The 21,982-nt window shown below is 40.3% G+C and carries 19 protein-coding genes and 1 pseudogene; 10 read left to right on the top strand and 10 right to left on the bottom strand.

Features of this window, described 5'->3' with window-relative positions:
* Nucleotides 1-440 precede the first annotated feature (440 nt).
* A complete protein-coding gene (locus V7K15_RS09925; RefSeq protein WP_334905232.1) occupies nucleotides 441-1,712 on the bottom strand; it encodes a glycosyltransferase family 4 protein in 1,272 nt (423 codons plus the stop codon).
* 405 nt (nucleotides 1,713-2,117) lie between these two features.
* Between V7K15_RS09925 and V7K15_RS09920 the strand changes: the two genes are divergently transcribed.
* The 7 genes from V7K15_RS09920 (at nucleotide 2,118) to V7K15_RS09890 (ending at nucleotide 9,465) form a co-directional block, all read left to right on the top strand.
* Nucleotides 2,118-3,296, top strand: coding sequence for a DNA cytosine methyltransferase (locus tag V7K15_RS09920; protein WP_334905230.1), 1,179 nt, complete (start codon nucleotides 2,118-2,120; stop codon nucleotides 3,294-3,296).
* Between the two features lie 172 nt (nucleotides 3,297-3,468).
* On the top strand, nucleotides 3,469-4,149 hold the full coding sequence (gene deoC / locus V7K15_RS09915) for a deoxyribose-phosphate aldolase (RefSeq protein ID WP_334905228.1): 681 nt from the start codon (nucleotides 3,469-3,471) through the stop codon (nucleotides 4,147-4,149).
* 93 nt (nucleotides 4,150-4,242) lie between these two features.
* Entirely contained in the window at nucleotides 4,243-5,187 is a 945-nt protein-coding gene (gene recO / locus V7K15_RS09910; RefSeq protein WP_334905226.1) for a DNA repair protein RecO, read from the top strand.
* Nucleotides 5,174-6,826, top strand: coding sequence for an MFS transporter (locus V7K15_RS09905; protein WP_334905258.1), 1,653 nt, complete (start codon nucleotides 5,174-5,176; stop codon nucleotides 6,824-6,826). Before recO ends, V7K15_RS09905 begins: the two co-directional genes overlap by 14 nt.
* 339 nt (nucleotides 6,827-7,165) lie before the next feature.
* Nucleotides 7,166-8,314 (top strand): glycosyltransferase family 4 protein, encoded by a 1,149-nt coding sequence (locus tag V7K15_RS09900; RefSeq protein WP_334905224.1) that lies wholly within the window; start codon nucleotides 7,166-7,168, stop codon nucleotides 8,312-8,314.
* A 146-nt stretch (nucleotides 8,315-8,460) separates the two neighbouring features.
* Nucleotides 8,461-8,856, top strand: a complete 396-nt coding sequence (locus V7K15_RS09895; protein WP_334905222.1) for a hypothetical protein — start codon at nucleotides 8,461-8,463, stop codon at nucleotides 8,854-8,856.
* Between the two features lie 165 nt (nucleotides 8,857-9,021).
* Complete coding sequence (locus tag V7K15_RS09890; RefSeq protein ID WP_334905220.1) at nucleotides 9,022-9,465, top strand: DUF29 domain-containing protein; 444 nt, start codon at nucleotides 9,022-9,024, stop codon at nucleotides 9,463-9,465.
* Between the two features lie 117 nt (nucleotides 9,466-9,582).
* On the opposite strand, the gene V7K15_RS09885 is transcribed toward V7K15_RS09890, so the two are convergent.
* From V7K15_RS09885 to V7K15_RS09860, 6 genes and pseudogenes are all read right to left on the bottom strand, one after another.
* Entirely contained in the window at nucleotides 9,583-10,398 is an 816-nt protein-coding gene (locus tag V7K15_RS09885) for a peptidase (protein ID WP_334905218.1), read from the bottom strand.
* 10 nt (nucleotides 10,399-10,408) lie between these two features.
* Nucleotides 10,409-10,642: a preprotein translocase subunit SecG gene (gene secG / locus V7K15_RS09880; protein ID WP_334905216.1), complete on the bottom strand. Its 234-nt coding sequence runs from the start codon at nucleotides 10,640-10,642 to the stop codon at nucleotides 10,409-10,411.
* Between the two features lie 120 nt (nucleotides 10,643-10,762).
* A complete protein-coding gene (gene gpmI, locus V7K15_RS09875; RefSeq protein WP_334905213.1) occupies nucleotides 10,763-12,361 on the bottom strand; it encodes a 2,3-bisphosphoglycerate-independent phosphoglycerate mutase in 1,599 nt (532 codons plus the stop codon).
* A 220-nt stretch (nucleotides 12,362-12,581) separates the two neighbouring features.
* The gene (locus V7K15_RS09870) at nucleotides 12,582-14,276 is read right to left on the bottom strand and encodes an ABC-F family ATP-binding cassette domain-containing protein (RefSeq protein ID WP_334905211.1); all 1,695 of its coding nucleotides are present in this window, start codon (nucleotides 14,274-14,276) and stop codon (nucleotides 12,582-12,584) included.
* 156 nt (nucleotides 14,277-14,432) lie between these two features.
* Nucleotides 14,433-15,227: pseudogene (locus V7K15_RS09865) on the bottom strand (Rpn family recombination-promoting nuclease/putative transposase).
* A gap of 34 nt (nucleotides 15,228-15,261) precedes the next feature.
* Nucleotides 15,262-15,771 (bottom strand): hypothetical protein, encoded by a 510-nt coding sequence (locus V7K15_RS09860; protein WP_334905210.1) that lies wholly within the window; start codon nucleotides 15,769-15,771, stop codon nucleotides 15,262-15,264.
* A 457-nt stretch (nucleotides 15,772-16,228) separates the two neighbouring features.
* Here V7K15_RS09860 and V7K15_RS09855 point away from each other — a divergent pair, with 457 nt between their 5' ends.
* Together V7K15_RS09855 and V7K15_RS09850 are read left to right on the top strand one after the other, a co-directional pair.
* Nucleotides 16,229-18,319 (top strand): hypothetical protein, encoded by a 2,091-nt coding sequence (locus V7K15_RS09855; protein ID WP_334905208.1) that lies wholly within the window; start codon nucleotides 16,229-16,231, stop codon nucleotides 18,317-18,319.
* A 92-nt stretch (nucleotides 18,320-18,411) separates the two neighbouring features.
* Nucleotides 18,412-19,149: a type I restriction enzyme HsdR N-terminal domain-containing protein gene (locus tag V7K15_RS09850; RefSeq protein WP_334905206.1), complete on the top strand. Its 738-nt coding sequence runs from the start codon at nucleotides 18,412-18,414 to the stop codon at nucleotides 19,147-19,149.
* Between the two features lie 52 nt (nucleotides 19,150-19,201).
* Here the strand turns inward: V7K15_RS09850 and V7K15_RS09845 are convergent, their stop codons facing one another.
* Entirely contained in the window at nucleotides 19,202-19,660 is a 459-nt protein-coding gene (locus tag V7K15_RS09845) for a DUF29 domain-containing protein (RefSeq protein WP_334905256.1), read from the bottom strand.
* Nucleotides 19,661-19,818: 158 nt separating this feature from the next.
* Nucleotides 19,819-20,181 carry a helix-turn-helix domain-containing protein gene (locus V7K15_RS09840; RefSeq protein ID WP_334905204.1) on the bottom strand — a complete coding sequence of 121 codons (363 nt, stop codon included), beginning with the start codon at nucleotides 20,179-20,181 and terminating at the stop codon, nucleotides 19,819-19,821.
* 193 nt (nucleotides 20,182-20,374) lie between these two features.
* Between V7K15_RS09840 and V7K15_RS09835 the strand changes: the two genes are divergently transcribed.
* Complete coding sequence (locus V7K15_RS09835) at nucleotides 20,375-20,821, top strand: hypothetical protein (protein ID WP_334905202.1); 447 nt, start codon at nucleotides 20,375-20,377, stop codon at nucleotides 20,819-20,821.
* Nucleotides 20,822-20,830: 9 nt separating this feature from the next.
* Here V7K15_RS09835 and prfA read toward each other — a convergent pair whose 3' ends face one another.
* Nucleotides 20,831-21,928 (bottom strand): peptide chain release factor 1, encoded by a 1,098-nt coding sequence (gene prfA, locus V7K15_RS09830; protein ID WP_334905200.1) that lies wholly within the window; start codon nucleotides 21,926-21,928, stop codon nucleotides 20,831-20,833.
* Between the last annotated feature and the right edge of the window lie 54 nt (nucleotides 21,929-21,982).

Here is a 21,982-nt window from a genome sequence, read left to right as displayed (position 1 = left end):
GGGGCTAGTTTGATAATTGGCTGTTTAGATTTCGACATCAGCAATCAGCAGTTGTGGATAGTTATTCTAGAGCGATAAATCAACCAATAGCTTTCCAGCAAGAATTTATGGCGAAAATAATCGCAGACTAATCAAACAGCCTAATATTGTAAAGCTAGTGCAAGGAGGCATGAGGCAGAAGCAAACAAAGCATATAAATTAAGGTTTTGTTACCTTTTTTAACTGGATAGTTATTTCGACCATGCTGGACTAATAATTTGCAGGTAACGCCACATATATGCTTTAGGCTATCTACTAAAAACTACAATCCAACACATTGCTGTATACTATCAAGTATAATTAACCACCCTCAAAATCTATTGCAACTTAGATACTGAGGGTAAAATTAAGTATAATCGCACTGAAGGCGCGGGTATGTAATCTAACTCTACTGCCGTAGATTAAACTTCTTGTTTTGTAACTCTTGTGGACTGAATTGTTCCACGATTTGCCGTCAATGAGTAACACAAGGACTCATACTGATTTAAAGCTTGCTCAAAAGCATAATGTTCAACGGCATATTGGCGACTTTTATAACCGAGAGTTTTGACTTTTTCGGGGTTTTGGTACAAATCTAAAATTGCCATTGCTAAAGCTTGGGGATCTTCTGGAGGAACGATAACTCCGCCGCCACTTTGCCTGATGGCTTTTGCTGCTGTACCATTGTCAGGGACAGAGGCAACTAAGGCCCCTCCACTGGCAAGTAGCACTTGAATTTTTGACGGCATATTGAAGGATACAATATTTTTCTTTTGCACCACTAAGCCAACATCGGCAGCTGCTAACATTTGTGGCAAATATTTGCGGGGTTGAAATGGCAGTAGCAAAACATTATCTGCGCCACAGTCTAGACATTGCTGTTGTAATCGCTGTAAACCTTTTGCCTCGCCAACGATCACAAAAACAATATCTGGGATATGGCGCAACACAGAAGCAGCTTTGACGACGCTTTCTAAGCCTTGGGTTAGGGCAATGTTACCAGAATAAAGTACTACAAATTTGCCATTCAGATTATGTGCAGCGCGGAAAGGGTTATCTTTTTTAGGCAAAGGGCGGATAAAATTTACGTCAACCCAGTTGGGAATTTGCACAATTTTGTCAGCTTCTACGCCCTTAGAACGCAAATTTTCCACAAACCCATCGGCGATGACGCTAATTTTGCTGGCACTATGGTAGGCAAATTTTTCTAATAATGTAAATAACTGGATGAGCAATTTATTTTTCAGTAGACCGACGTGGACGGCTGCTTCTGGTAATATATCTTGTAGATTTAAGATCACAGGACAAGCACGTAACCATCCTAAAAGAGCAACTGGTACACAGCTTGGCAAGGATGGCGATGTTGAGAGAATAACATCTGGACGCCAACCGAAGAGGGCAGGCACAAAACTAGTGACAACGAAACTAGCATCTAGTAACACCCGATCTAATAGGTTGGGTTGGGGACGAATCCAAACGTAACTACGTTGAATTTGAACGCCATTTTTGTATTCGTTGACATACCACTTGCCCCGATATTCCTGGTAAATTTGACGCTCCGGGTAGTTGGGCATAGCGGTGACTACGCGCACTTGATGCCCACGCTTCACAAGTCCCTCTGCTAGTTCAGTCATCAGTGGGGCAATACCAATTGGCTCTGGATAGTAGTTGTAGGAGTAAATTAAAATTCGCATAAAAAGTTAGTCCTAAGTACCCTGGTTTTTATTTAATGACAAATATTTGTCTTAAACATAATTTGGAGCTGGGAAACTCCTATATCTAATTGTCGCTTCAGACTGTTTTTCTGTCAGGTATTTTCCTTAAAGATTGAGTAAACTTTGATATTAAATACTTAGGGAAACTGTGAATTTTTTTGACTATTTAAGCAGTGCTTCAAGTGTACATTTCTGATTGGTACGTAAGTAAAAACCCTAAGTAGTCCGATATGAATTAAGACTTTTTTATTATCCTAAGTAAGTGGGAAAGAATAAATAAAACTATGTTACGCAATGTAAAATTAATTCAATTGGCACGTAGTAAGCGGCTCCATATCTTAGTACCAACCTTTAATTATTCACGCCCACTTACTTAGTTATTGAATGAGCGATCGCCCTTGTATTTTCTCCTTTTTTGCTGGTTCCGGTTTCCTAGATTTAGGTTTTGAAACTAGCGGTTTTAATATTGTTTACGTCAATGAAATCTTCCATCCATTCATCGCCGCCTACCGTCATTCACGGGAAGTTCTGAATCTACCGTTGCCAGAATACGGGTATTCTGACGGAGACGCAGGAGATGTAACGCAACTTCTGGAAGGTTTACAAACACAACACCTCCGGGAGTTAGTACAAGACTGCCGCAAATCTAATAATATTGTGGGCTTCATTGGCGGGCCTCCCTGTCCTGATTTTTCTATTGGCGGAAAAAATAGAGGACGTTTAGGAGATAATGGCAAGCTTTCCGCTTCTTACGTTGAATTAATTTGCCGCAATCTTCCAGATTTCTTTTTATTTGAGAACGTTAAGGGTTTGTGGAGAACGACAAAGCATCGGTTATTTTTTGAATCGCTCAAGCAACAATTACTGGAAGCAGGCTATATATTAACAGAGCGGTTAATTAATGCGATCGAATATGGTGTCCCCCAGGATAGAGAAAGAATTATTCTCATTGGTTTCAAAAATAATTTTATCAAGGATATCGGAATAAAACTCGGTAGTGAAAAGTTACTACCTGAGAGATATTTTCCTTGGGACAATCACATTTTATATCCTCAAAAAAAGGTTTTTAGTTATCCTTGGCGTCAGTGCGAACCATTCCAAGAAAATTCCATAATACCTTGTCCTGATGGCATTCCTCAAGAATTAACAGTTGAATACTGGTTTAGAAAAAATAATGTGCTGAAGCATCCCAATGCTGAAAACTGTTTTCAACCAAGGGCAGGGATTACAAGATTTGCTGCTATTGATGAAGGAGATGATTCTAAAAAGTCTTTCAAGCGTCTTCACCGATGGCGTTACTCTCCGACAGCTTGCTATGGAAATAATGAAGTACATTTACATCCCTATAAAATCCGGCGAATATCTGTGGCGGAAGCTTTAGCCATACAATCTTTACCTGCAAATTTTGTACTTCCAGAAAATATGTCGCTCACGAATATGTTTAAGACTATTGGTAATGGTGTACCATACTTGGCATCGAAGGCATTAGCTAAAACTATTATTAACTTCTTAGGAAACAGCGTGATAAATACTGTTGATATTCCTAAGGTTATTGCTGCCTAATGTCAATTTAAATACTGACAGTAATTCTGCGAAATCTACAAAGCCAACATCCAAGAGAAGTCAACAGATTGTTTTCAGGATAAACTCGTAATAAATATGGTTTAATATATATATATAAGAAATGTTTTAGTTTTTTATAAAGTTTAATAATCAATCACTGGTAAAAGACACGATGGCAGCAGACTATCCAGACATTGATATTGCGCCATTTATCGATCACGCCCTGTTAACGCCAACAGCTACTCCAGAGCAGGTTGAGCAGTGGTGTGAAGAAGCATACAGATTCAATTTTGCGGCGGTTTGCTTGTACCCCGCCTATGTCAAACAAGCAGTCGAACTCCTCCACGGCAAGAACCCGAAAGTCTGTACGGTGATTGGCTTTCCTGCTGGTGCGACGACTTCAGCAGTGAAACTGTATGAGGCTCAAGAAGCGGCGGATAGTGGGGCTACTGAGTTGGATGTGGTAATGAATTTGGGCTGGTTGAAAGCTGGTAAAACTGAAGAAGTCCACCGAGAGATTGCCGAAATTTGTGAAGAGACTGGGCAAACTGTCAAGGTAATTTTGGAAATCAACCTGTTGACAGATGCGGAGAAAAAAATAGCTGCGGAAATAGCTATGGAGGCGGGAGCGGCATTCTTAAAAACTAGTACAGGTTTGAATGGCGGTGCAACAGTGGCAGATGTGCGACTTTTGCATGAATTGGCCAAAGATAGGGTGGGAATTAAAGCTTCGGGTGGTATCCGCACTATCCATCAAGCCTTAGACTTAATCGTAGCGGGTGCTACTAGATTAGGCACATCTCGCGGTATGGATTTGCTCCGCCAACGCGATAACCTGGGAAAGGGTGAATAGAATAGTCATTTGTCATTTGTCATTTGTCATTTGTCCTAAGCTAATGACCCTTGACTAATGACTAATAACTAGTGACTAATGACTTAAGAACTAATGAGTAGAACCTACAAAGCAACTGGTATTAATCTTAAAACCCAGGCGTTGGGAGAATCGGATAAAATAGTGACGATTTTGACACCGGAGTTCGGTCTGATTCGAGCAGTGGCTCCAGGGGCACGTAAGCACAACTCTAGCCTGGGCGGTAGGAGTGGGATGTTTGTTGTGAATGAACTATTGATTGCCAAAGGGCGATCGCTTGATAAAATTACTCAAGCACAGACGTTAAAAACTTATCCTGGTTTAGCTAAAGATTTGGGAAAATTGGCTGCTAGTCAGTATTTAGCAGAAATAGTCCTGTGTCAAGCTTTGAGCGAACAACCTCAAGAAGAACTTTATGAGTTGTTCAATGAACATCTCCATCGGTTGGAGGCGGTATCTAGTGCAAATCCATCTGGTGTTTTGGCTCATCTGGCTCATGGAGTGTTTCACCTTTTAGCCTTAGCAGGACTGACGCCGCAAGTGCAAGTTTGCTGCCTATCTGAGCGTCCCCTCAAGCCAGACTTTACAGACCCCAACTGGCAGGTAGGATTTAGCACCCCTGCGGGTGGAACGGTTTGCTTAGAAGCTTGGGAAGGTTTACGAACAGAGGGGCAGAGGGTCAGAGGGGCAGAGGGGGAGATTAGTAACCAATTCCCAATGCCCAATGCCCCATCCCCAATACTTCGACAACGCTCAGTACAAGTGCCCAATGCCCAAACAGTTGTTGTGCATCGGCAAGAAATACCTGTGATTTCTAGTCGTCCGGGTGCTATTGAATTGGCTTTGCTTCAACATCTGTCACAACCAGAGATAATGCAAATTGATGGTGCTAGAGATCATCACTGGTTATCTGTTGAGCAAATTTTGCGCCAGTATGCTCAATATCAATTAGGTCGCCCTATTCGCTCTGCTACCTTGATCGACTCTTATTTTGCTGCCAACCATGATGCAACCGTCTGATTTGGATAAAAAAATCCTGCCTTTGTCACCAAGCCTCGTCAAAAAACAGAATAGGGCATTAGATCCTACAGTTAAGAATGACTTGAGTGCCGTTTCCAACTGTACATCTAGTCAAATTAATAGCGAAGAAATGTCCCCAAAAGACGTTTCTAAAAAGGATCAAAGTTGTACAGAGGAGATCCCAAAAACTAATGTTTCAAGTCAATTAGAAACACCATCTGAGGACAAATTAACGACTGCTGAGGTAGATAGCAACGGCACTCGCAATGGGCATAATTTGCCAGCAGTCAGTATCCCAGAAAAAGAACCATCAAAATTAGATGGGTCTGGTTCAGGTGGAGAAGCAGTTACAAAGAATGTAACACAGCAGGGGTTTTTGCCTGTATTAAAAAACCCTAATTTCCTAGCTCTTTGGGGCGGTCAAGTGTTTTCCCAACTAGCAGATAAAGTTTATTTGGTGCTAATGATTGCTTTGATTAATACTCAGTTTCAAGCAAGCAATCAGAGTATTAGTGGTTGGGTATCAGTCTTGATGATGGCTTTTACTATTCCAGCCGTATTGTTTGGTTCGGTTGCTGGCGTGTTTGTCGATCGCTGGTCGAAAAAGGCTGTGCTGGTAGCAACAAATGTTTGGCGCGGCATCCTGGTTTTATCAATTCCCTTCCTGGTGTGGTTGACTCATGATTTGCAACCTATAGGAGTGTTGCCAGTCGGTTTTATAATCATCCTGGGTGTAACTTTTTTAGTTTCGACTTTGACGCAGTTTTTTGCCCCGGCAGAACAAGCGGCAATTCCTTTGATCGTGGAAGAACAGCATTTGCTCTCGGCAAATTCGCTTTACACGACAACGATGATGGCATCGGTGATTGTGGGGTTTGCCGTCGGCGAACCGTTATTAGCGATCGCAGATGGACTTTGGCTGCAAATTGGTGGTAATGGTAGTTTGGGCAAAGAACTTTTAGTCGGTGGTAGTTATGCGATCGCTGGACTAATTTTATTCCTTTTGGCAACTAAGGAAAAACACCACGATCCCGATACAGAATTCCCTCACGTATTCTCTGACTTGCGGGACGGTTTCAGCTACCTCAAAGCAAATCATCGCATCCGCAATGCTTTACTTCAGCTGATTATCTTGTTTTCTGTCTTTGCAGCATTAACTGTTCTAGCCGTTCGCATGGCAGAAATAATTCCCAACATGAAAGCCTCCCAGTTCGGCTTTTTACTAGCAGCCGGCGGTGTTGGTATCGCTGCTGGAGCAACAATTCTCGGCCAATTTTGTCAACGCTTTTCCTATACCCAACTAAGTCTGTATGGTTCTATGGGCATGGCAGCATCCCTTATTGGTCTATCAGTATTTACAACCCAACTGTGGCTAGTCTTGTTACTGGTGGCGCTATTAGGGATCTTTGGGGCTTTAGTGGGAATTCCCATGCAAACAGCGATCCAAACAGAAACACCTCCAGAAATGCGTGGGAAGGTTTTTGGCTTGCAAAACAATGTAATTAATATTGCCCTCTCCTTACCTTTGGCATTAGCAGGTGTAGCAGAAACCTTTCTGGGATTACAGGTAGTTTTTTTGGGATTAGCTGCGATCGTCTTTTCAGGAGGTATATTAACCTGGTATAACTCACGTAAGTAGTTAGTTATTATTCATTACGTTGAAGTAATTACTAATTTCTTTAAAGCTTTTCTGTTCATGGTAAACTGTCGTCAGTGAAAATTTATCACATACTTGCGGGATATTAATCTGACCTTAGTCAGAATAAGTTGTTTTAATATCAGAAATTAACAACTTATAAATAGAATAAATAAAGCCATAAATCCACTGGTTTAATCAGCTTAAAATAGGCTTTTTAAACTAAAGTGTCGTGGAAATCTGTAATAACTAAAAAAACCAGCAAGTATACCTAGATAAAATAAATCACAAAGCATACAGAAGTAATAGTTCAACCCCGCTTTTCTTACAGCTAAATAAAGAATGCGTATAGCCTGGATTGGAAAAAAATCGCCCTTTTGCGGCAATGTCACCTACAGTCGAGAAATTACAAATTCTTTGCTAGATAGGGGACATCAAGTTAGCTTTCTTCACTTCGCCCAGGAAGAGTCGGAACCTGACAACTGGCCAAATCTTCGAGAGGTTTCTCTCCCTTTCATTTACAAGTCCCAGGTTTACACAATTCCCACTTTTAAAGCGACCAAAGTTTTAACCGATTCGCTGCGGAAAATCAAGCCAGATATAGTCCATGCTTCCTTGACACTATCTCCTCTAGACTTTTTTCTACCGGAAATCTGTGAAGAACTGAGGTTGCCCCTAATTGCCACTTTTCATACACCTTTTGCTGGTAAGGGGGCAAAGCTGATATCGGGAACACAACTTTTGGCTTATCAGCTCTACGCACCTTTTTTAGTTAATTACGATCGCGTGATTGTATTTTCCCAAATTCAGCGAGAATTATTGGCAGGGATGGGTGTAAGGAAAGAAAATATTGCTGTAATTCCCAACGGTGTTGATACCGCTAAGTATTCTCCAGGACTTTCTCAAGTCAAAACAGAATTTAAAGCTGAACGCTTATTTGTTTATCAGGGTCGAATAGCACCAGAGAAAAATGTTGAAGCCCTCCTCCGGGCTTGGAAGCAGTCGGCAATGGGAGCTGGTACTAAGTTATTGATTGTTGGCGACGGACCTTTGAAGTCTTCTTTAGAGCCGTTTTTTGGTTCAGAATACGGCATTAGCTGGTTGGGATTTGTCGCTGATGAAGACCGACGCATCGAAATTTTGCGGGGTGCAGATGTATTTGTTTTACCTTCATTGGTAGAGGGTTTGTCCCTATCTCTGTTAGAAGGAATGGCATGTGGGTTGGCTTGTTTAGCAACAGACGTGGGTGCAGATGGAGAAGTATTGGAAAAGGGCGCAGGTGTAGTTATTAGTACCAAAACAGCGCGATCGCAATTAAGAACGCTCTTGCCAGTGTTCCAAGACCATCCAGAGTTAACAACCTTACTGGGGCAAAAAGCCAGACAGCGTGTATTAGAACGCTATACCCTGAGTAAAAATATTACTCTGCTCGAAGAACTTTATAAACAAGTTTTAGCACAGCGACCTCTACCGTTAAGTCGTAGAGCTTAGGGAAAAGGAAGAAGTGCGTAGGCGTAGCCCATCGGAGATATCGCACTGTAAATTATTCAGATGGCAATGAATGCGATCGGATAAAATATAGATACCTAACTAATAATTCTCTTACTAGTTTTACCAGACCATCTAGAGTTAACAAAATGAAGTATGACGTAAGTCAGATAAAGTTGAGAAATATCCCTGACTTAGAGCAGCTAGAACATGGAAAGTGCTGCCGAACATACGTCTATTGCTTCATAAAACCGTTGCCTGAACAAAACGTTATTGACCAAATTGCAAATAGTTTGGAGAAGAAATTCATCTGTTCAAAGGAAGTATATGAGATTCCTGAAGATGTTGAAATTTGTGCATCTATTTTCATGGAGCGTTCACAAGATGAGGAAGCCAGAGTTCGTGTTTTGACAGATCAACCAGAAGAAGTTTGCGTTTACATCTTTGGGATACACACTCTGCCACGCAAAATTGAAGAAAGGTTTGGAATTATACAGTCGATTCAGGGACAACAGCGAGAGAGTTGGATTACTGACAGACAGTAGGGTAGAACTTTTGGTTGATTGTTCTTCAGGGAGTCGCTGGATATCTTCTGACTTAACTTCTGTGTGCTGTGTATCTTTTTTTTCTGGGCAATTATCGGCAAAAATTAATAAATTAGTTAACATGAAATAATAAATAACAGTAAATTAAAGCTACAAAATCAACAAATGACTGCAATTATCGACATAAAAACATTATATGAATCCAATTACCTGCAATGGTTAGAGGAGACTATTAAATGTCTCCAAAATCGACAATTAGCAGACGTTGACTATGAAAACTTAATAGAAGAATTGGAAGATTTGGCTAAAAATGAAAAAAGGCGAGTCAGAAGTTTATTGGAACAGATTATTAGACATTTATTACTTTATCAATATTGGGATTTAGAAAAGCTAAGAAATGCTAATCATTGGGCAGCAGAAATTATTAGTTTTCGTAATCAAGTAAATGAAGATTTAAGTGCCAATTTACGCAAATATTTAGAGGATGATTTCAACAGAATTTATAGCTATTCCTTAGATTATGTTAAGGCTAAAACACAGCTAACCAATTTACCTGAATTATGTCCTTATACCTTAGAGCAAATTTTGGATAAAAACTGGTTGCCTTAATCTTAAATCTTTATGCGATAGATATTCATATTTTAACTCAGCAACACCATAAAATTATGTCGCTACAATTTCTCATATTCTTATTTTTGCCGTAGTGACGAGCTTATAGTCTACCTATTAATCAATCTTTAAATTATCCATTAAAGACCATCCTAAAGTAGTTGGCTGTTCATAAACCCGCTTTAGAGTGTTTACATCTCTCGGAGAAATCGGCGGCGGCTGACGAACTTGAGAAAAGTATAAAGCATCAGTTTGTAGCGGACTATGACCCCAAATTCCTAGCGCATGACCGAATTCGTGACGGGTAGCTGCAATGAGATACTCACCTGTTTGACTGGGACTTAACAAAATGGTGAAGCGGTGGGATAAAACTTTGTTGCTGGTGTATAACTCGTAACTAGTTTGTGCCGATCGCGCACGGGATATATTACTACCAGGGGAAATTTGTAAAGGTGGCGCTTTTCGGACAATCGTAATATCAGCAATTTCTGGCTGTTCGACTATTGTTAAAGGTAAATAAGTACTCCATTCTTGTACACCCTGCAAGACACCGTTAACCCATGCTTTAACTTGGTTTTCGCTGACGGCTTTTGGTGGTTCTACGTAAACTCGAACAGGAAATTGTGACCAGACTAAATAACCAACTTGAGTTGTTCTGACTTGGGAAAAGTAGTCACCACTGTTAGTACTATCTTGCCACTCTGCAAGTGTGGGCGGTAAGGGATGGGGTTTTGGGGGAGATGAGGTGGGGAGAGAAATTATTAAATTTGAATATACATATTTTGGTATTTTTGTAAACCCATGACTCGACTGGAGATTAGTAAAAACGATTAACAGCCCTGTGCCAATAAATAAGGCAAGAGCTGTAATTAATCGTCGTGAAATTAAATTTCTTAGGGTGTTAAGTACCGGGTGTTCGGTTCTTCTCCCCATTTACCTATCCTTATTTAGGCAGCCAACCAGCACTTAAAACTACCGTTAAACCGAGAAAAATTACTGTCAATGCCCAAGTAATTCGGTTTAAGGTGTTTTCTGCACTCTTGGCGCTGCTAAATAGCTGGGCTTGTCCGCCAATAGCCCCAATGCCATCACCTTTGGGGCTATGCAGTAAAACGAAGATAATCAAACCAGTAGCGGAAAATGCCCAAATGCCTTGCACGATATTAGTAACTGTCATGGTAGGAATCTCATTTATAAAAAGTTTCAAAAAACGGGAGTTAGGAGTAGAGACGCGATTAATCGCGTCTCTACAGGAGTTGGAAAGGTTTTAATTGATCACTCTTCACTCCTAACTCTTTTACAGCCCCACTTGTACGGGGGTGCGAGTGCGTTGTAGCTCATATTCTGCGGTTTTCAGCAGCGATCGCCCGGTCATTTCTGGTGGCTGAGGCAGCTGTAAAATATCTAGAATCGTGGGGGCGATGTCGGATAGCTTGCCATCGCTTCGCAGTTCGACATTTGTACCATATCCAGGGATTTTGACTTTCTCGCCTTCCACCAAGATGAAGGGGACTGGATTAGTGGTATGAGCTGTCCAGGGATTACCCCCATTATCTAGCATATACTCAGCGTTGCCGTGATCCGCAGTAATAATTGTTGTACCACCGACTTTGATCACACTCTCTAACAAGCGTCCCAAACAGCGATCAACTATTTCAACTGCTGTAATGGTAGCGTCGATTTGACCAGTATGCCCTACCATGTCTGGATTGGCATAGTTAATCACAACTAGGGAATATGTACCCTTTTGAATCGCAGCGATCGCTACATCTGTAACTGGTGCTGCTGACATCGCTGGGGCGTGATCGTAAGTCGCTACCATCGGGCTGCTTACCAGTTCTCGGTCTTCTCCAACAAAAGGTTCCTCCAGACCCCCATTAAAGAAATAGGTGACGTGGGCGTATTTTTCTGTTTCGGCAGTGCGGAACTGATTCAGACCATGATTGGCTATGACTTCTCCCAGAATGTTACTGAGATTCTGAGGCTCAAAGGCTACAGCCACGCGTAAATCTGAATCATACTGCGTAAAGGTGACAAAAGATAGCGGTGTGATTCGCTGTCTTTCAAAACCGTTAAATGTGGGACTTACCAAAGCTTGAGTTAGTTGTCTGGCGCGATCGGGGCGGAAGTTGAAAAATATCACCCCATCCCCTGGTTCGATCGCACCGGGAGCAATTCTGATTGGGTTGACAAATTCATCTTTTACCCCTTCGGCGTAAGATGCTAGCAAGACTTCCACAGCTTGGCGATCGCCACCCGCACCATCTTGGGTCATCACATCATAAGCGCGTTTGACACGATCCCAACGGTGATCGCGATCCATCGCGTAGTAGCGACCGCTAAGGGTGACTATGCGCCCAATTCCTCTGCGGTCTATATAATCTTGTAGCAGTGTGATTGCTTTTACACCGTCAGCTGGCGCGGTGTCACGACCATCAGTGATGGCGTGAATACAAACTTCTGGAATTCGCTGGTCTTTGGCTAAGTCAAGTAGTCCGAATAGATGGGTGATATGCGAGTGTACCCCTCCCTCAGAACAAAGTCCTACTAGATGCAGCTTGCTATTCCGAGAACGAACTTCCTGGCAAATTTTGAGGAGTGCTGGGTTAGAGGCAATAGAACCGTCTTCGACTGCATCGGAGATGCGTACAAGTTCTTGCGGTACAACTCGCCCAGCACCAATGTTCAAATGACCAACTTCCGAGTTGCCCATTTGACCCTCTGGCAACCCTACGGCTTTTCCTGATGTGTGAATGAGGGTATGCGGGTAAGCTGCCCATAAAGTGTCCACGATTGGAGTTTTGGCAGCAACAATAGCGTTTCCTCGCGTTTCCTCGCAGTAGCCCCATCCGTCTAAAATGACTAGCACCACAGGAGCAACAGGTGCTTTGGTCATAGTAAAATTGCCCTTTACTGTTTGTAATACCCGAATGATACCACTGCTAATCCACGCCGCAAGTGAATTTTTGCTTATTAATTTCTTTTATGAGTGAGTTGCAGTTTTTTGAAAGATTTTTAAATTTTAGTAGTTTTTCTGTAATATTTTTGAACGCTAATAAGCAGTGATTACTTAGTAGTAGCCTTTTCGCACTACTACTAAGCCATTTTCTACTTGCTCATTTCCTTTTCGTGGAAGCTTTAGCAGCTTTAGCAGCTTTTTTCGCTGTTTTTTCGGCTTCTACCGCAGCTAACTTTGCCTGTTCTTTTTCTTCGGCAATTTTTTCGAGATAGTAATGATAATCTCCTAAGTAAACGCGGAATTCACCATCACGAATTTCTACAATTTTGTTTGCTACTTGAGAAATAAAGTAGCGGTCGTGGGAAACTACAATTGCCGTACCATCATAATTTTTGAGCGCTTCTTCCAGCATTTCTTTAGCTGGAATATCTAGGTGGTTTGTCGGCTCATCTAAAATTAGTAAGTTCGCGGGACGTAAGAGCATTTTTGCCAACGCCAGACGAGCTTTTTCCCCGCCACTTAATGCCCCAACTGCCTTAAATACTGTGTCACCAGTAAATAAGAAGCGTCCCAAAAGCGTGCGGACTTCTTGATTATCCCAGTCAGGAACTTCATCATGGATAGTTTCCATGACAGTTTTCTTCAAATCCAAGGCTTCAGCCTGATTTTGCTCAAAGTAACCAGGAAGAACATTATGATCGCCTAATTTCACGCTACCTTCTGTGGGTGGTTCCATACCCATAATTACGCGCAGAAGGGTAGATTTCCCAGCACCATTGGGGCCAAGAAATGCAATGCGATCGCCCCTTTCAATTAGGAGATTTGCTGCCAAAAACAGGATTTTATCACCATAAAGATGAGTTAAATCCTTAATTTCCACTACCTCGCGTCCACTGCGGGGTGCAGGCGGAAAACGGAAGTGTAGAGTTCTCATACCACCAACGGGTGCTTCAATGCGCTCGATTTTGTCGAGTTGCTTTTCCCGGCTTTTGGCCTGGGTACTGCGGGTAGCACTGGCGCGAAATCTATCAACAAAGGTTTGCTGTTTCTCTAATTCTTTCTGCTGGCGTTCGTAGGCGCTAAGTTGTACTGATTGACTTTCGGCTTTTTGTAACAAATATGCTGAGTAGTTACCAAGGTAAGTAGCGGAAACGCCACGTTCAGTTTCCACAACTTGGGTGCAGAGGCGGTCAAGGAACTCTCGGTCATGGGAGACTATTACCATCGGCGTAATTAGCCCTCTGAGGTAATTTTCCAACCACTCAATAGTTTCTAAATCCAGGTGGTTAGTCGGTTCATCCAGCAGTAACAAATCGGGTTTTTGCAGGAGGATTTTACCTAAACTCATCCGCATTTGCCAACCACCACTGAAGGCGCTGACGAGGCGATCGCCATCTTCTACCCCAAACCCCATATCTGGTAAGATTTTCCCGATGCGTGCATCTAAGTTATAGCCATCTAAGGCTTCAAATTTCCGTTGCAAGCGATCCAACTTGTCGATTAGTCGATCAAGTTCCTCTGGGCTAGCCGTTTCCATCTCTTGTGGCACATGCGCCAGAGATAACTGTACTTCGTTGGCTTCTTTGAAGACAGTCCAAAATTCTTCTCTAACGGTGCGGGTGGGGTCTACTTCAAATTCTTGGTTGAGGTAAGCTATGTGTAAGCTATTAGGACGAATGATTTCGCCGGCGGTGGGTTCAATTTCCCCAGAGATGATTTTGAGTTGGGTGGATTTTCCAGCACCGTTGACACCGACTAAGCCAATGCGATCGCCTGGTTTAACTTCCCAGTTGATATCTTTGAGAACTTCGCCTGTGGGATAAATTTTACTTATATGTTCTAATCGCAGCATTAAGTTTCTCTCAGGTAGGGAGTGGGTGGTTGAAGACGAAGTACTAACACCGCTTCTAATATTAACAAAAATTAACTATAAATTCGTCGTGATCAAGTCTGGGGAGTCGCAAACAAAATTTAGCTTGAGTCACGGAGAAAATTTACCACATCTATCTCAAGGCTGACTTTGTGTTACTTGTTTGACTTCTTCGACACTCAAATCTAACACCTCTGCTACTTGTTCTACAGTCAACCCTGCTGCCAACATTGCTGGTACTGCTTTTAGTTTCCCTTTAACCTCACCTTGTTCAATGCCTTCCTGAAAGGCTTCCTGATAAAATCTGGTTTGCTTTAACTCGCTTAATCCAAACATTTCCTCCATCTCCTCCCTACTCATTGTGGGAAACTTGTAAGCCAAAATAGTCTCTATAAATTATAATAATTGTTGCTGTTTTGGTGGTGAGTTTATCTCTGACTTGGTTCTATCTATCAACTCCCTTGCTTGGACAATTGCGATATCGTCGGTTGCAATTACTAATTTAGCAGTTGCAATGCCAATTGGAAGCGATGCACCTTCACCTAATTCATCCAAATAAATGCGCCTGACGCGCCCACTTGTGAAAAACTCACGGTAATGTTTGATATTGCCTGTATCTACATTCCTGTTTGGGTATAAAACCACAGCACCCCAGTCATTTAACGGTTGATTCTGACGGAGGTATAAACATATTTCTGCAATTAACCGTGAATAAATTTCCCCATCGGCTTGAAATTGCATTTCAACAAAGTAAATTAGGTTCTCGCTTCCTTGTGTCGATAGAAACACACCATCTATTCTGAAGGCTGTTTGTTTGATTTCAACTGATGAAAATTGATAAAGGCTAGCTGATTCTGGAGGATTACCAATAAGTTCAAAGAAGATATCAGGGAATTCTTGAAACAGGCGATAAAAGATGATGTCTGTTTTCACAAGTTTATATCACTTGAATATTTGGATTTGCTGTTTATATGTTAGTTTCTTCTTCAGAACCATCGCGCACTTCCAACAACCGCTCTTTTGCAATCCCTAATATACGTGATATGGGCGCTAACAAACTATCATCAAATGCTTCTCCAGCATAAATATTATTCAGTTCATCGGGGGATAATTTAAAGCTATCGCAGAATTTAGCAAACTCCTGATTACTCAAGTCAAGTTCTTTTTGCCGATCACTAAGTAAAATAGCGATCGCTCTAGTTCCATGCTTCGGACGCTCACTATTTATTATATATTTGCCCATTAAATAATTGACTTTATCCGTATCGCCGCCCATTTTTTTAATTAAATCAGTACAAGCCATTTTTAAGGCTTTCTTTAAAACTACTTGCTCATTTAAAAACTTAATAACTTCACTGGCATAATCTGGTTTAAAAAATCCCACTAAATCACCTTGATGGTAAACTGGTATATAAGGATCATTTGATTCAACTTGCCAATCTAAAGGTTCGTTGCGTAGCGACATAGCTGCACCCATAAATATTTTCAGATTTCACTATTTTAAAACCACTTACTCATTACCCGCCAGTGGTTATATTTTGGTGAGATATCTAAGAATTTCAATTGATCAAGTAACTGCAATTTCTCCATAGAAGCAGAGGTTATTTGCAAGCATCTCACTTTGGCAAATTGTCCTTAGACTGGAAATCACTAGCTTACATACAAAGCCTTAACCACGGGATCTATACGTAAGTCCACCTACGCCGACTTACCTGCGAAAAGGCTATGCCTACGCTTGTGTAGTCGTTATGTATTTCTACCAGAATCTCGAACTCAACCAAAATTAGCGATCGCCTTTCGCCTTGTTCATCACCAAGTGACTAAAGGGTTCCCAGAGGGGGTTTGGTGGTGTTATGAGGCTTTTGTTAGATATTCAACCATAATGGGCATACTGTAAATATCAAGTAAGTAAGCATGGAAATGGGGTAAACAGTATGTTGACAATAACGTGGCAAGAAGAGATTGCATCCTTGAAACAAGATTTGAACAAGGAAATAAATAAAATTTCACGCAATTCTGATATTAATGTACCTAATTATATTTGCATCAATAACCTGAAATCCAAGTTAGAGCGATTAGATGAAATAGAAAAAATTCTTAGTATAGAAAAATATAAAATTGCTTTTATAGGTACTATCGGTCAAGGAAAAACGACGGCTATCTGCCATCTTTTTAACTTAATAAGTGACTTCACAGGTTCCAATAATAGTGGTAGTAAAACTGAAAATGTAACCGGAACAAAAGAGTTGCTGTCAACGGGAGCAGGTAGAACTACTATATGTGAAGTAATTATCAAAGCATCTGAAAAAACTTACATAGAGATAGAGCCTTATACAGTTGATGAAATGGAAAATCTTATTGTTGAATTCTGCGAATATATTGCAAACAAAGAGAATCCTCAACCAGAGGAGAGAATAATTATTTCTAAAGAAATTGAAAGAGCTATTAGGAATATTATAGGAATGAAGTTACGCTATAAAACAATTTATGTTGAGAATAAAAAGAAAAGTGAAACCATTGATCCAGCCAAGGAAGAATTTGATAAATTGGAATTAGATGAATTTAGAAACCTTGCTTTGAATAATGCAAATTTGAAATCTAGGGAAGAACTTGATAGGTTGGAATTAGATGAATTTAAAAAGCTTATTTTGAATAAATTTAAAAAGCTTGCTTTAAATAATGCCAATCTGGAATCTAGAACTACGAATAAGATTGAATTTGATAATCAAAAAAATGAGCAACAATGGATAAAAAACACCTTTGCTGCGATCAATACTGCTGAGTTAAAGGAATTTGCTATTCCGAGAAAAATATATCTTTATGTAAGCTATGATGTTTTATCTGGCTCAAACTTGTCTCAATTCGATTCAGTCGTTGATACCAAAGGACTTGATGAGAACCCAATTCGTCAAGACTTGCAGAAATATATTGAAAATCAGGATACTATCTGTCTCTTTGTAACTCCCTTCGCTGCGGCTCCTGAAGCTAATATCAGTAAATTAATAGGTTATCACCTTACATCTAAATCCAAAGATTTTCATCATAGATTCGTAACTTTGGTATTACCTCATAAAGATGAACCTGAAAAAGTGAATGAATGTGATGGAGATTATGATAGAGGAATTCAAATCAAAACAGATGAGATTAAAGCTACATTCCAGAATTTGAACTTAGATTTCTTGATAGAAAATATCTTATTCTATGATGCTTTGAGATACTATCCTAATGATATATACAGCGAAGAAAATATACAGGCAGATAAAGATGACTTTATCGAAGGTATAGCGGGTGTAGTAGAACGTAGAAGAAATATTTTATTGGATGAAATAAATAATATTCAAGAAAGCTTTACGAGAATAAAAAATGGTGATGCTTTGACGATATCAGAAATCAAAGCAATTGAAAATGCCATTCATAAGATAAAAGATTTACGGTTTTTAAATAAAAGAGTACCTAATTTTGTTTATAAAGAATTTGTTGATAAATATGTTGAATACTATCGTAACGTTTATCGGGCATGGAATACTAAACATGCTATCCATAGAAACTTCGGTTACTATGAGCCAAGGAATATAGATATATATTACGATATGAGGGTTATTGCCGAGGGAATAAATGAAGATGAAATGTTGAAGAAGTTTACCAAACAAGCAAAACAGGAATTAGAAAGTATTCTTAATGAGCTTATATCTGCAAATGAATCTTTAAAAACATTTATCCCTGAGTTAGTCATACAATTTAACTCATTTTATGACACTTTTATAAGTGAAGTAGGCGTAGAAATTCAATATGAAGCTATAAGAAAATTATCACCTCAAAGCGAAGATTCTGAATTCTGGACGGCTCTAATTAAGGAAAAGGGTAGGGAAAGACCTCAAGGTGAAAAATATGTAGATAATGTATGTCAGACCTTGAAGCACAAACTTGAAACTGAGCAAAGCTTAAATATATTTTTAGAGATTAAAGCAGGACAGTATTGGGCAGAATTAGTTACTAAAGTATTAAGCTTTTTCGGAGAAAAATAGGCATCCAGCAATTTTAAATTGCATGATAAATACAGCGGGATGCAATAAAATTGCGTCCCTAAAACCAGTTATTAACTAAATTAATACTAATTATGACTAGCTTAAGTGAAGAAATATCCAGAAAACTAAATATATACAATAGAAACTATACAGAATATACAAAGTGTTTAATTAGAGGGAGAGAAATTTTTATTGATGGACGACCAGAAGAAAAAGTTAGGCAATTATTCATCTACTTCTTGGTAAAGGAAAGTGGACTATTTCCAAATGAAATTGATATAAAAATAGAATCCGATAATCATGATATAGAATTATATAAAACTGTGAAAAATGAATATTTTAAACCATATTGTCCACCTATAATGATCGTAGAAGTGAAGCGAGAAGAAGAAAACTTACGGAATCATGAGAAACAGATTCAAAGATACCTAAAAACATCTTGTTCAGAAATTGGTATTTTATATAATTACCATGAAATTATTGCATATACGAAAAAAGATGCAGTATTTACGAGTAATAATCTCAATAGTCTTAAAGATATACCACCTTTAATCTTGCAAAGTTCTAATAAGTTAGAGAAAGACATACTAGAATTTGAAAAAGCTGTAAATGGAAATTTTGATAGCTTTATTTATCTTGTTAATAAATATGGAAAATATAAACTTAACAGAATAGTTTTCAGACTGAAACGTGAGCAGTTACCTATAGTAGGCTCTTTCTTCAAATTTCAAGACAACAACCTTTACTACAATATATACGTTCAAGATATTAAAAAACAGCAAAGCTGTGATTTACAAGATTTTGAAAAGCTAGTTTCTATTACTTATTGACAAATATAACGTGTCTAAAAATCACAAATAAGCGTAAGAAAAATGGCAGGAATTATCCTTCCCAGTCTTGACGAGTATCGCACAGAAAATTGTCTGCGACCGCATCATCAAATAAATAAAGGCAACGCTCTGGAAAAGTTCGTAATCGTAAGTTAGTTTCTCGTAGCGCCAAATCAACTCCTGCTTCAAAGCCATCTAACAAAGCTTCTTCTATTCGAGACTTTAAGCTAGGGTTCTGTCGCAAATGCCTGCGGATGGCGCGACGCTGTTCCCGAATTGTTAAAAACCAACTGCGAGAGCGCTGTTCGGGTTGATACTCCCACTTCAAGAGATGGCCGAGTAATACACTCAGACGACTTACGAGTTCCCGATACTCCTGTCTGCCCAAAGCTTGAATTTCCTCTTGCAGGTGTTGCCAATCTAGTTCCATAACTAGCCTCTGCTCTAACGCTTTAGCCTGCTGCTGTGTCCAGCCATAGAAATCCTCGTCATACAAAAAAGGTTTGTCCATATCCATAGAGTTGAATCTTCACAGCAAGAAACCACGAGCTAGTTTGCTCCGATTTTGCGCTCAATCCCTGTTACCAAACTTGATTACGAATTACGAATTACGAATTACGAATTACGAATTACGAATTACGAATTACGAATTACGAATTATTTTAATATTCAACTTGCTTTTACTTCATCCCCAGATGCTTCAGCCACAGCCGCCAATCGATCTGCCGCAGCTTGCACAATTTGAGCCACTTGTCCCAGAGGCATATGCTGGATTTGTCTCAGAATGACACTCAAATCTGAAGTTTCAGCAATTGGCTTGCCATCCAGACAGCTAAGTAACTCCTGGAGTGTGTAACCCGCTCTCGCTGCGATTTTTGCTAAATATTCCGTATCTGGCACATTCACACCCTTTTCCCACAACTGAACAGCAGTAGCAGAAACTCCCAAAAGCTTGCCAAACGCTCGCTGGCTCATTGAACCACGAGCTAGCTTGATGATTTCAATCAGTTTTTCTCTGCTTTCGATGTTCACTGCTTATATAGCTAGCCAACTGTATTTACAAGTTTAGTGAGGAAATCCTAAAAGTAAAGTTTGAGCTTGACAAGCTTCATTGTTAATGGTAATTTAAAATGATTATTGTAATACTGCAATGAAACTTGCAATATTGATATAAAAATTTCAATCACGTTATTGGTAGTAATGCCGACGATATAAAGGGTGCATCATGTTTGGCAAGCCACGCAAAACTAATCAATATCGCCGCAAGGGTCGAAATCTTATAGCCACTAATAAAATTAAACCAGAACAGTGGTATATTTCAAACACTGAGGCAAAAGAAGCCCTGAAAGCCAAAGGCTACGATGTGAAGCAAATCAAAAAAATCCACAGTCTGAAGCATCAAGTGTGTATTTCCTACTGGGATGCAAAAGGCAATATATGCAGCAGCTTTTTTAGCTACCGGATTTTTGCGCGTTGGCAAGAAGAAGCCCAAAAGCTAATTTATACCTGTCAAACCTTGAAGGAATGGGCGAGGCTAAATTACGTTATGAAGTACGAATTTGCCTATTACCATTATCCCCGTGAAATGGAAGATGCACTCCACGCGATATTAGAAAACCACCTGTGTGTGTTAAAAGTAACGGCGCTACAAGTGGTTTTACAGTATTTTTAACAGCAAAAATTAGTTAGCGGCAGAAGTCGCTAACTCCGCGAGACGTTCTTGCTGGTCTAGAGATATGCAAGATTGGATAAGTGTCTCTAAATCGCCTTCCAAAACAGGGTTAAGGGAATAATTCTGACCTAAGCGATGGTCAGTAGCGCGGTTATCTTTATAATTGTAGGTGCGAATTTTTTCCGATCGCGATCCAGTACCAACCTGCGATCGCCGCATGGAAGTTACAACTTCTTGTTGTTCGCGTAACTTGATCTCATACAACTTCGCCCGCAGAATTTGCATCGCCCGTTCTTTGTTCTGCAACTGGCTGCGTTCTTCTGTACAGAAAATCCGAATCCCTGTCGGTTTGTGCATCAAGTCGGCGGCTGTTTCCACCTTGTTAACGTTTTGCCCACCAGCACCGCCAGAACGAGCTGTAGTCATTTCAATATCTTTCGGGTCAATGTGAATTTCCACTTCATCCACCTCTGGCATAATCGCCACGGTAGCTGTGGAAGTATGAACCCGTCCCCCAGATTCCGTTGCCGGCACGCGCTGCACACGATGCACTCCAGCTTCAAACTTTAACTGGCTGTAAACGTCATTACCTTTAATTTCTAGAATGACCTCTTTCCAGCCACCCATTTCTCCTCGAGATTCGCTCACTAGAGAAACTTTCCAACCTTGAGTCTGGGCGTAGCGGGTGTACATCTGCATCAAATCGCCAGCCCAAATACTTGCTTCATCGCCACCAGTGCCAGCGCGAATTTCCAACATGATATTCTTTTCATCATTGGGGTCGCGTGGTAGCAGCAAGACTTTCAAGCGAGTCTCTAAATATTCTATTTTTGCCTCAAGTTCCTTTACTTCCAGTGTTGCCATTTCTTGCAACTCTGGGTCACTCGCAGATTCTTTGTGAACCTGACGCGCTCCGATCAAGTCTTCTTGGGCTGTTTTCCAAATTTCATAGGTATCAACTACCTCTTCCAAAGAAGAACGAGACTTAGCAATTTCTTGATATTCATCAGGGTTGCTAGCGGTATCGGGGTCGCCAAGACGCCGTGTTAATTCATTAAAAGTTTGTTCAACGGATTTTAGTTTGTCCAGTAAGTATGATTCAGCCATGACCAGTGCGATCGCTCCTTAAAAAATAACAAATTGGCTCGAGCATATAAATGA

This window comes from Nostoc sp. (genome assembly GCF_036919815.1).
Classification (GTDB): domain Bacteria; phylum Cyanobacteriota; class Cyanobacteriia; order Cyanobacteriales; family Nostocaceae; genus Nostoc.
This window is presented reverse-complemented; position numbering and strand designations above follow the sequence as displayed.

Coding starts and splice junctions, on each gene's coding strand:
- V7K15_RS09905 (WP_334905258.1), top strand. CDS start 5,174: ATGCAACCGTCTGATTTGGATAAAAAAATCCTGCCTTTGTCACCAAGC.
- V7K15_RS09920 (WP_334905230.1), top strand. CDS start 2,118: ATGAGCGATCGCCCTTGTATTTTCTCCTTTTTTGCTGGTTCCGGTTTC.
- V7K15_RS09895 (WP_334905222.1), top strand. CDS start 8,461: ATGAAGTATGACGTAAGTCAGATAAAGTTGAGAAATATCCCTGACTTA.
- deoC (WP_334905228.1), top strand. CDS start 3,469: ATGGCAGCAGACTATCCAGACATTGATATTGCGCCATTTATCGATCAC.
- prfA (WP_334905200.1), bottom strand. CDS start 21,928: ATGGCTGAATCATACTTACTGGACAAACTAAAATCCGTTGAACAAACT.
- V7K15_RS09850 (WP_334905206.1), top strand. CDS start 18,412: ATGACTAGCTTAAGTGAAGAAATATCCAGAAAACTAAATATATACAAT.
- V7K15_RS09925 (WP_334905232.1), bottom strand. CDS start 1,712: ATGCGAATTTTAATTTACTCCTACAACTACTATCCAGAGCCAATTGGT.
- recO (WP_334905226.1), top strand. CDS start 4,243: ATGAGTAGAACCTACAAAGCAACTGGTATTAATCTTAAAACCCAGGCG.
- secG (WP_334905216.1), bottom strand. CDS start 10,642: ATGACAGTTACTAATATCGTGCAAGGCATTTGGGCATTTTCCGCTACT.
- V7K15_RS09855 (WP_334905208.1), top strand. CDS start 16,229: ATGTTGACAATAACGTGGCAAGAAGAGATTGCATCCTTGAAACAAGAT.
- gpmI (WP_334905213.1), bottom strand. CDS start 12,361: ATGACCAAAGCACCTGTTGCTCCTGTGGTGCTAGTCATTTTAGACGGA.
- V7K15_RS09845 (WP_334905256.1), bottom strand. CDS start 19,660: ATGGACAAACCTTTTTTGTATGACGAGGATTTCTATGGCTGGACACAG.
- V7K15_RS09870 (WP_334905211.1), bottom strand. CDS start 14,276: ATGCTGCGATTAGAACATATAAGTAAAATTTATCCCACAGGCGAAGTT.
- V7K15_RS09890 (WP_334905220.1), top strand. CDS start 9,022: ATGACTGCAATTATCGACATAAAAACATTATATGAATCCAATTACCTG.
- V7K15_RS09900 (WP_334905224.1), top strand. CDS start 7,166: ATGCGTATAGCCTGGATTGGAAAAAAATCGCCCTTTTGCGGCAATGTC.
- V7K15_RS09885 (WP_334905218.1), bottom strand. CDS start 10,398: ATGGGGAGAAGAACCGAACACCCGGTACTTAACACCCTAAGAAATTTA.
- V7K15_RS09835 (WP_334905202.1), top strand. CDS start 20,375: ATGTTTGGCAAGCCACGCAAAACTAATCAATATCGCCGCAAGGGTCGA.
- V7K15_RS09860 (WP_334905210.1), bottom strand. CDS start 15,771: ATGGGTGCAGCTATGTCGCTACGCAACGAACCTTTAGATTGGCAAGTT.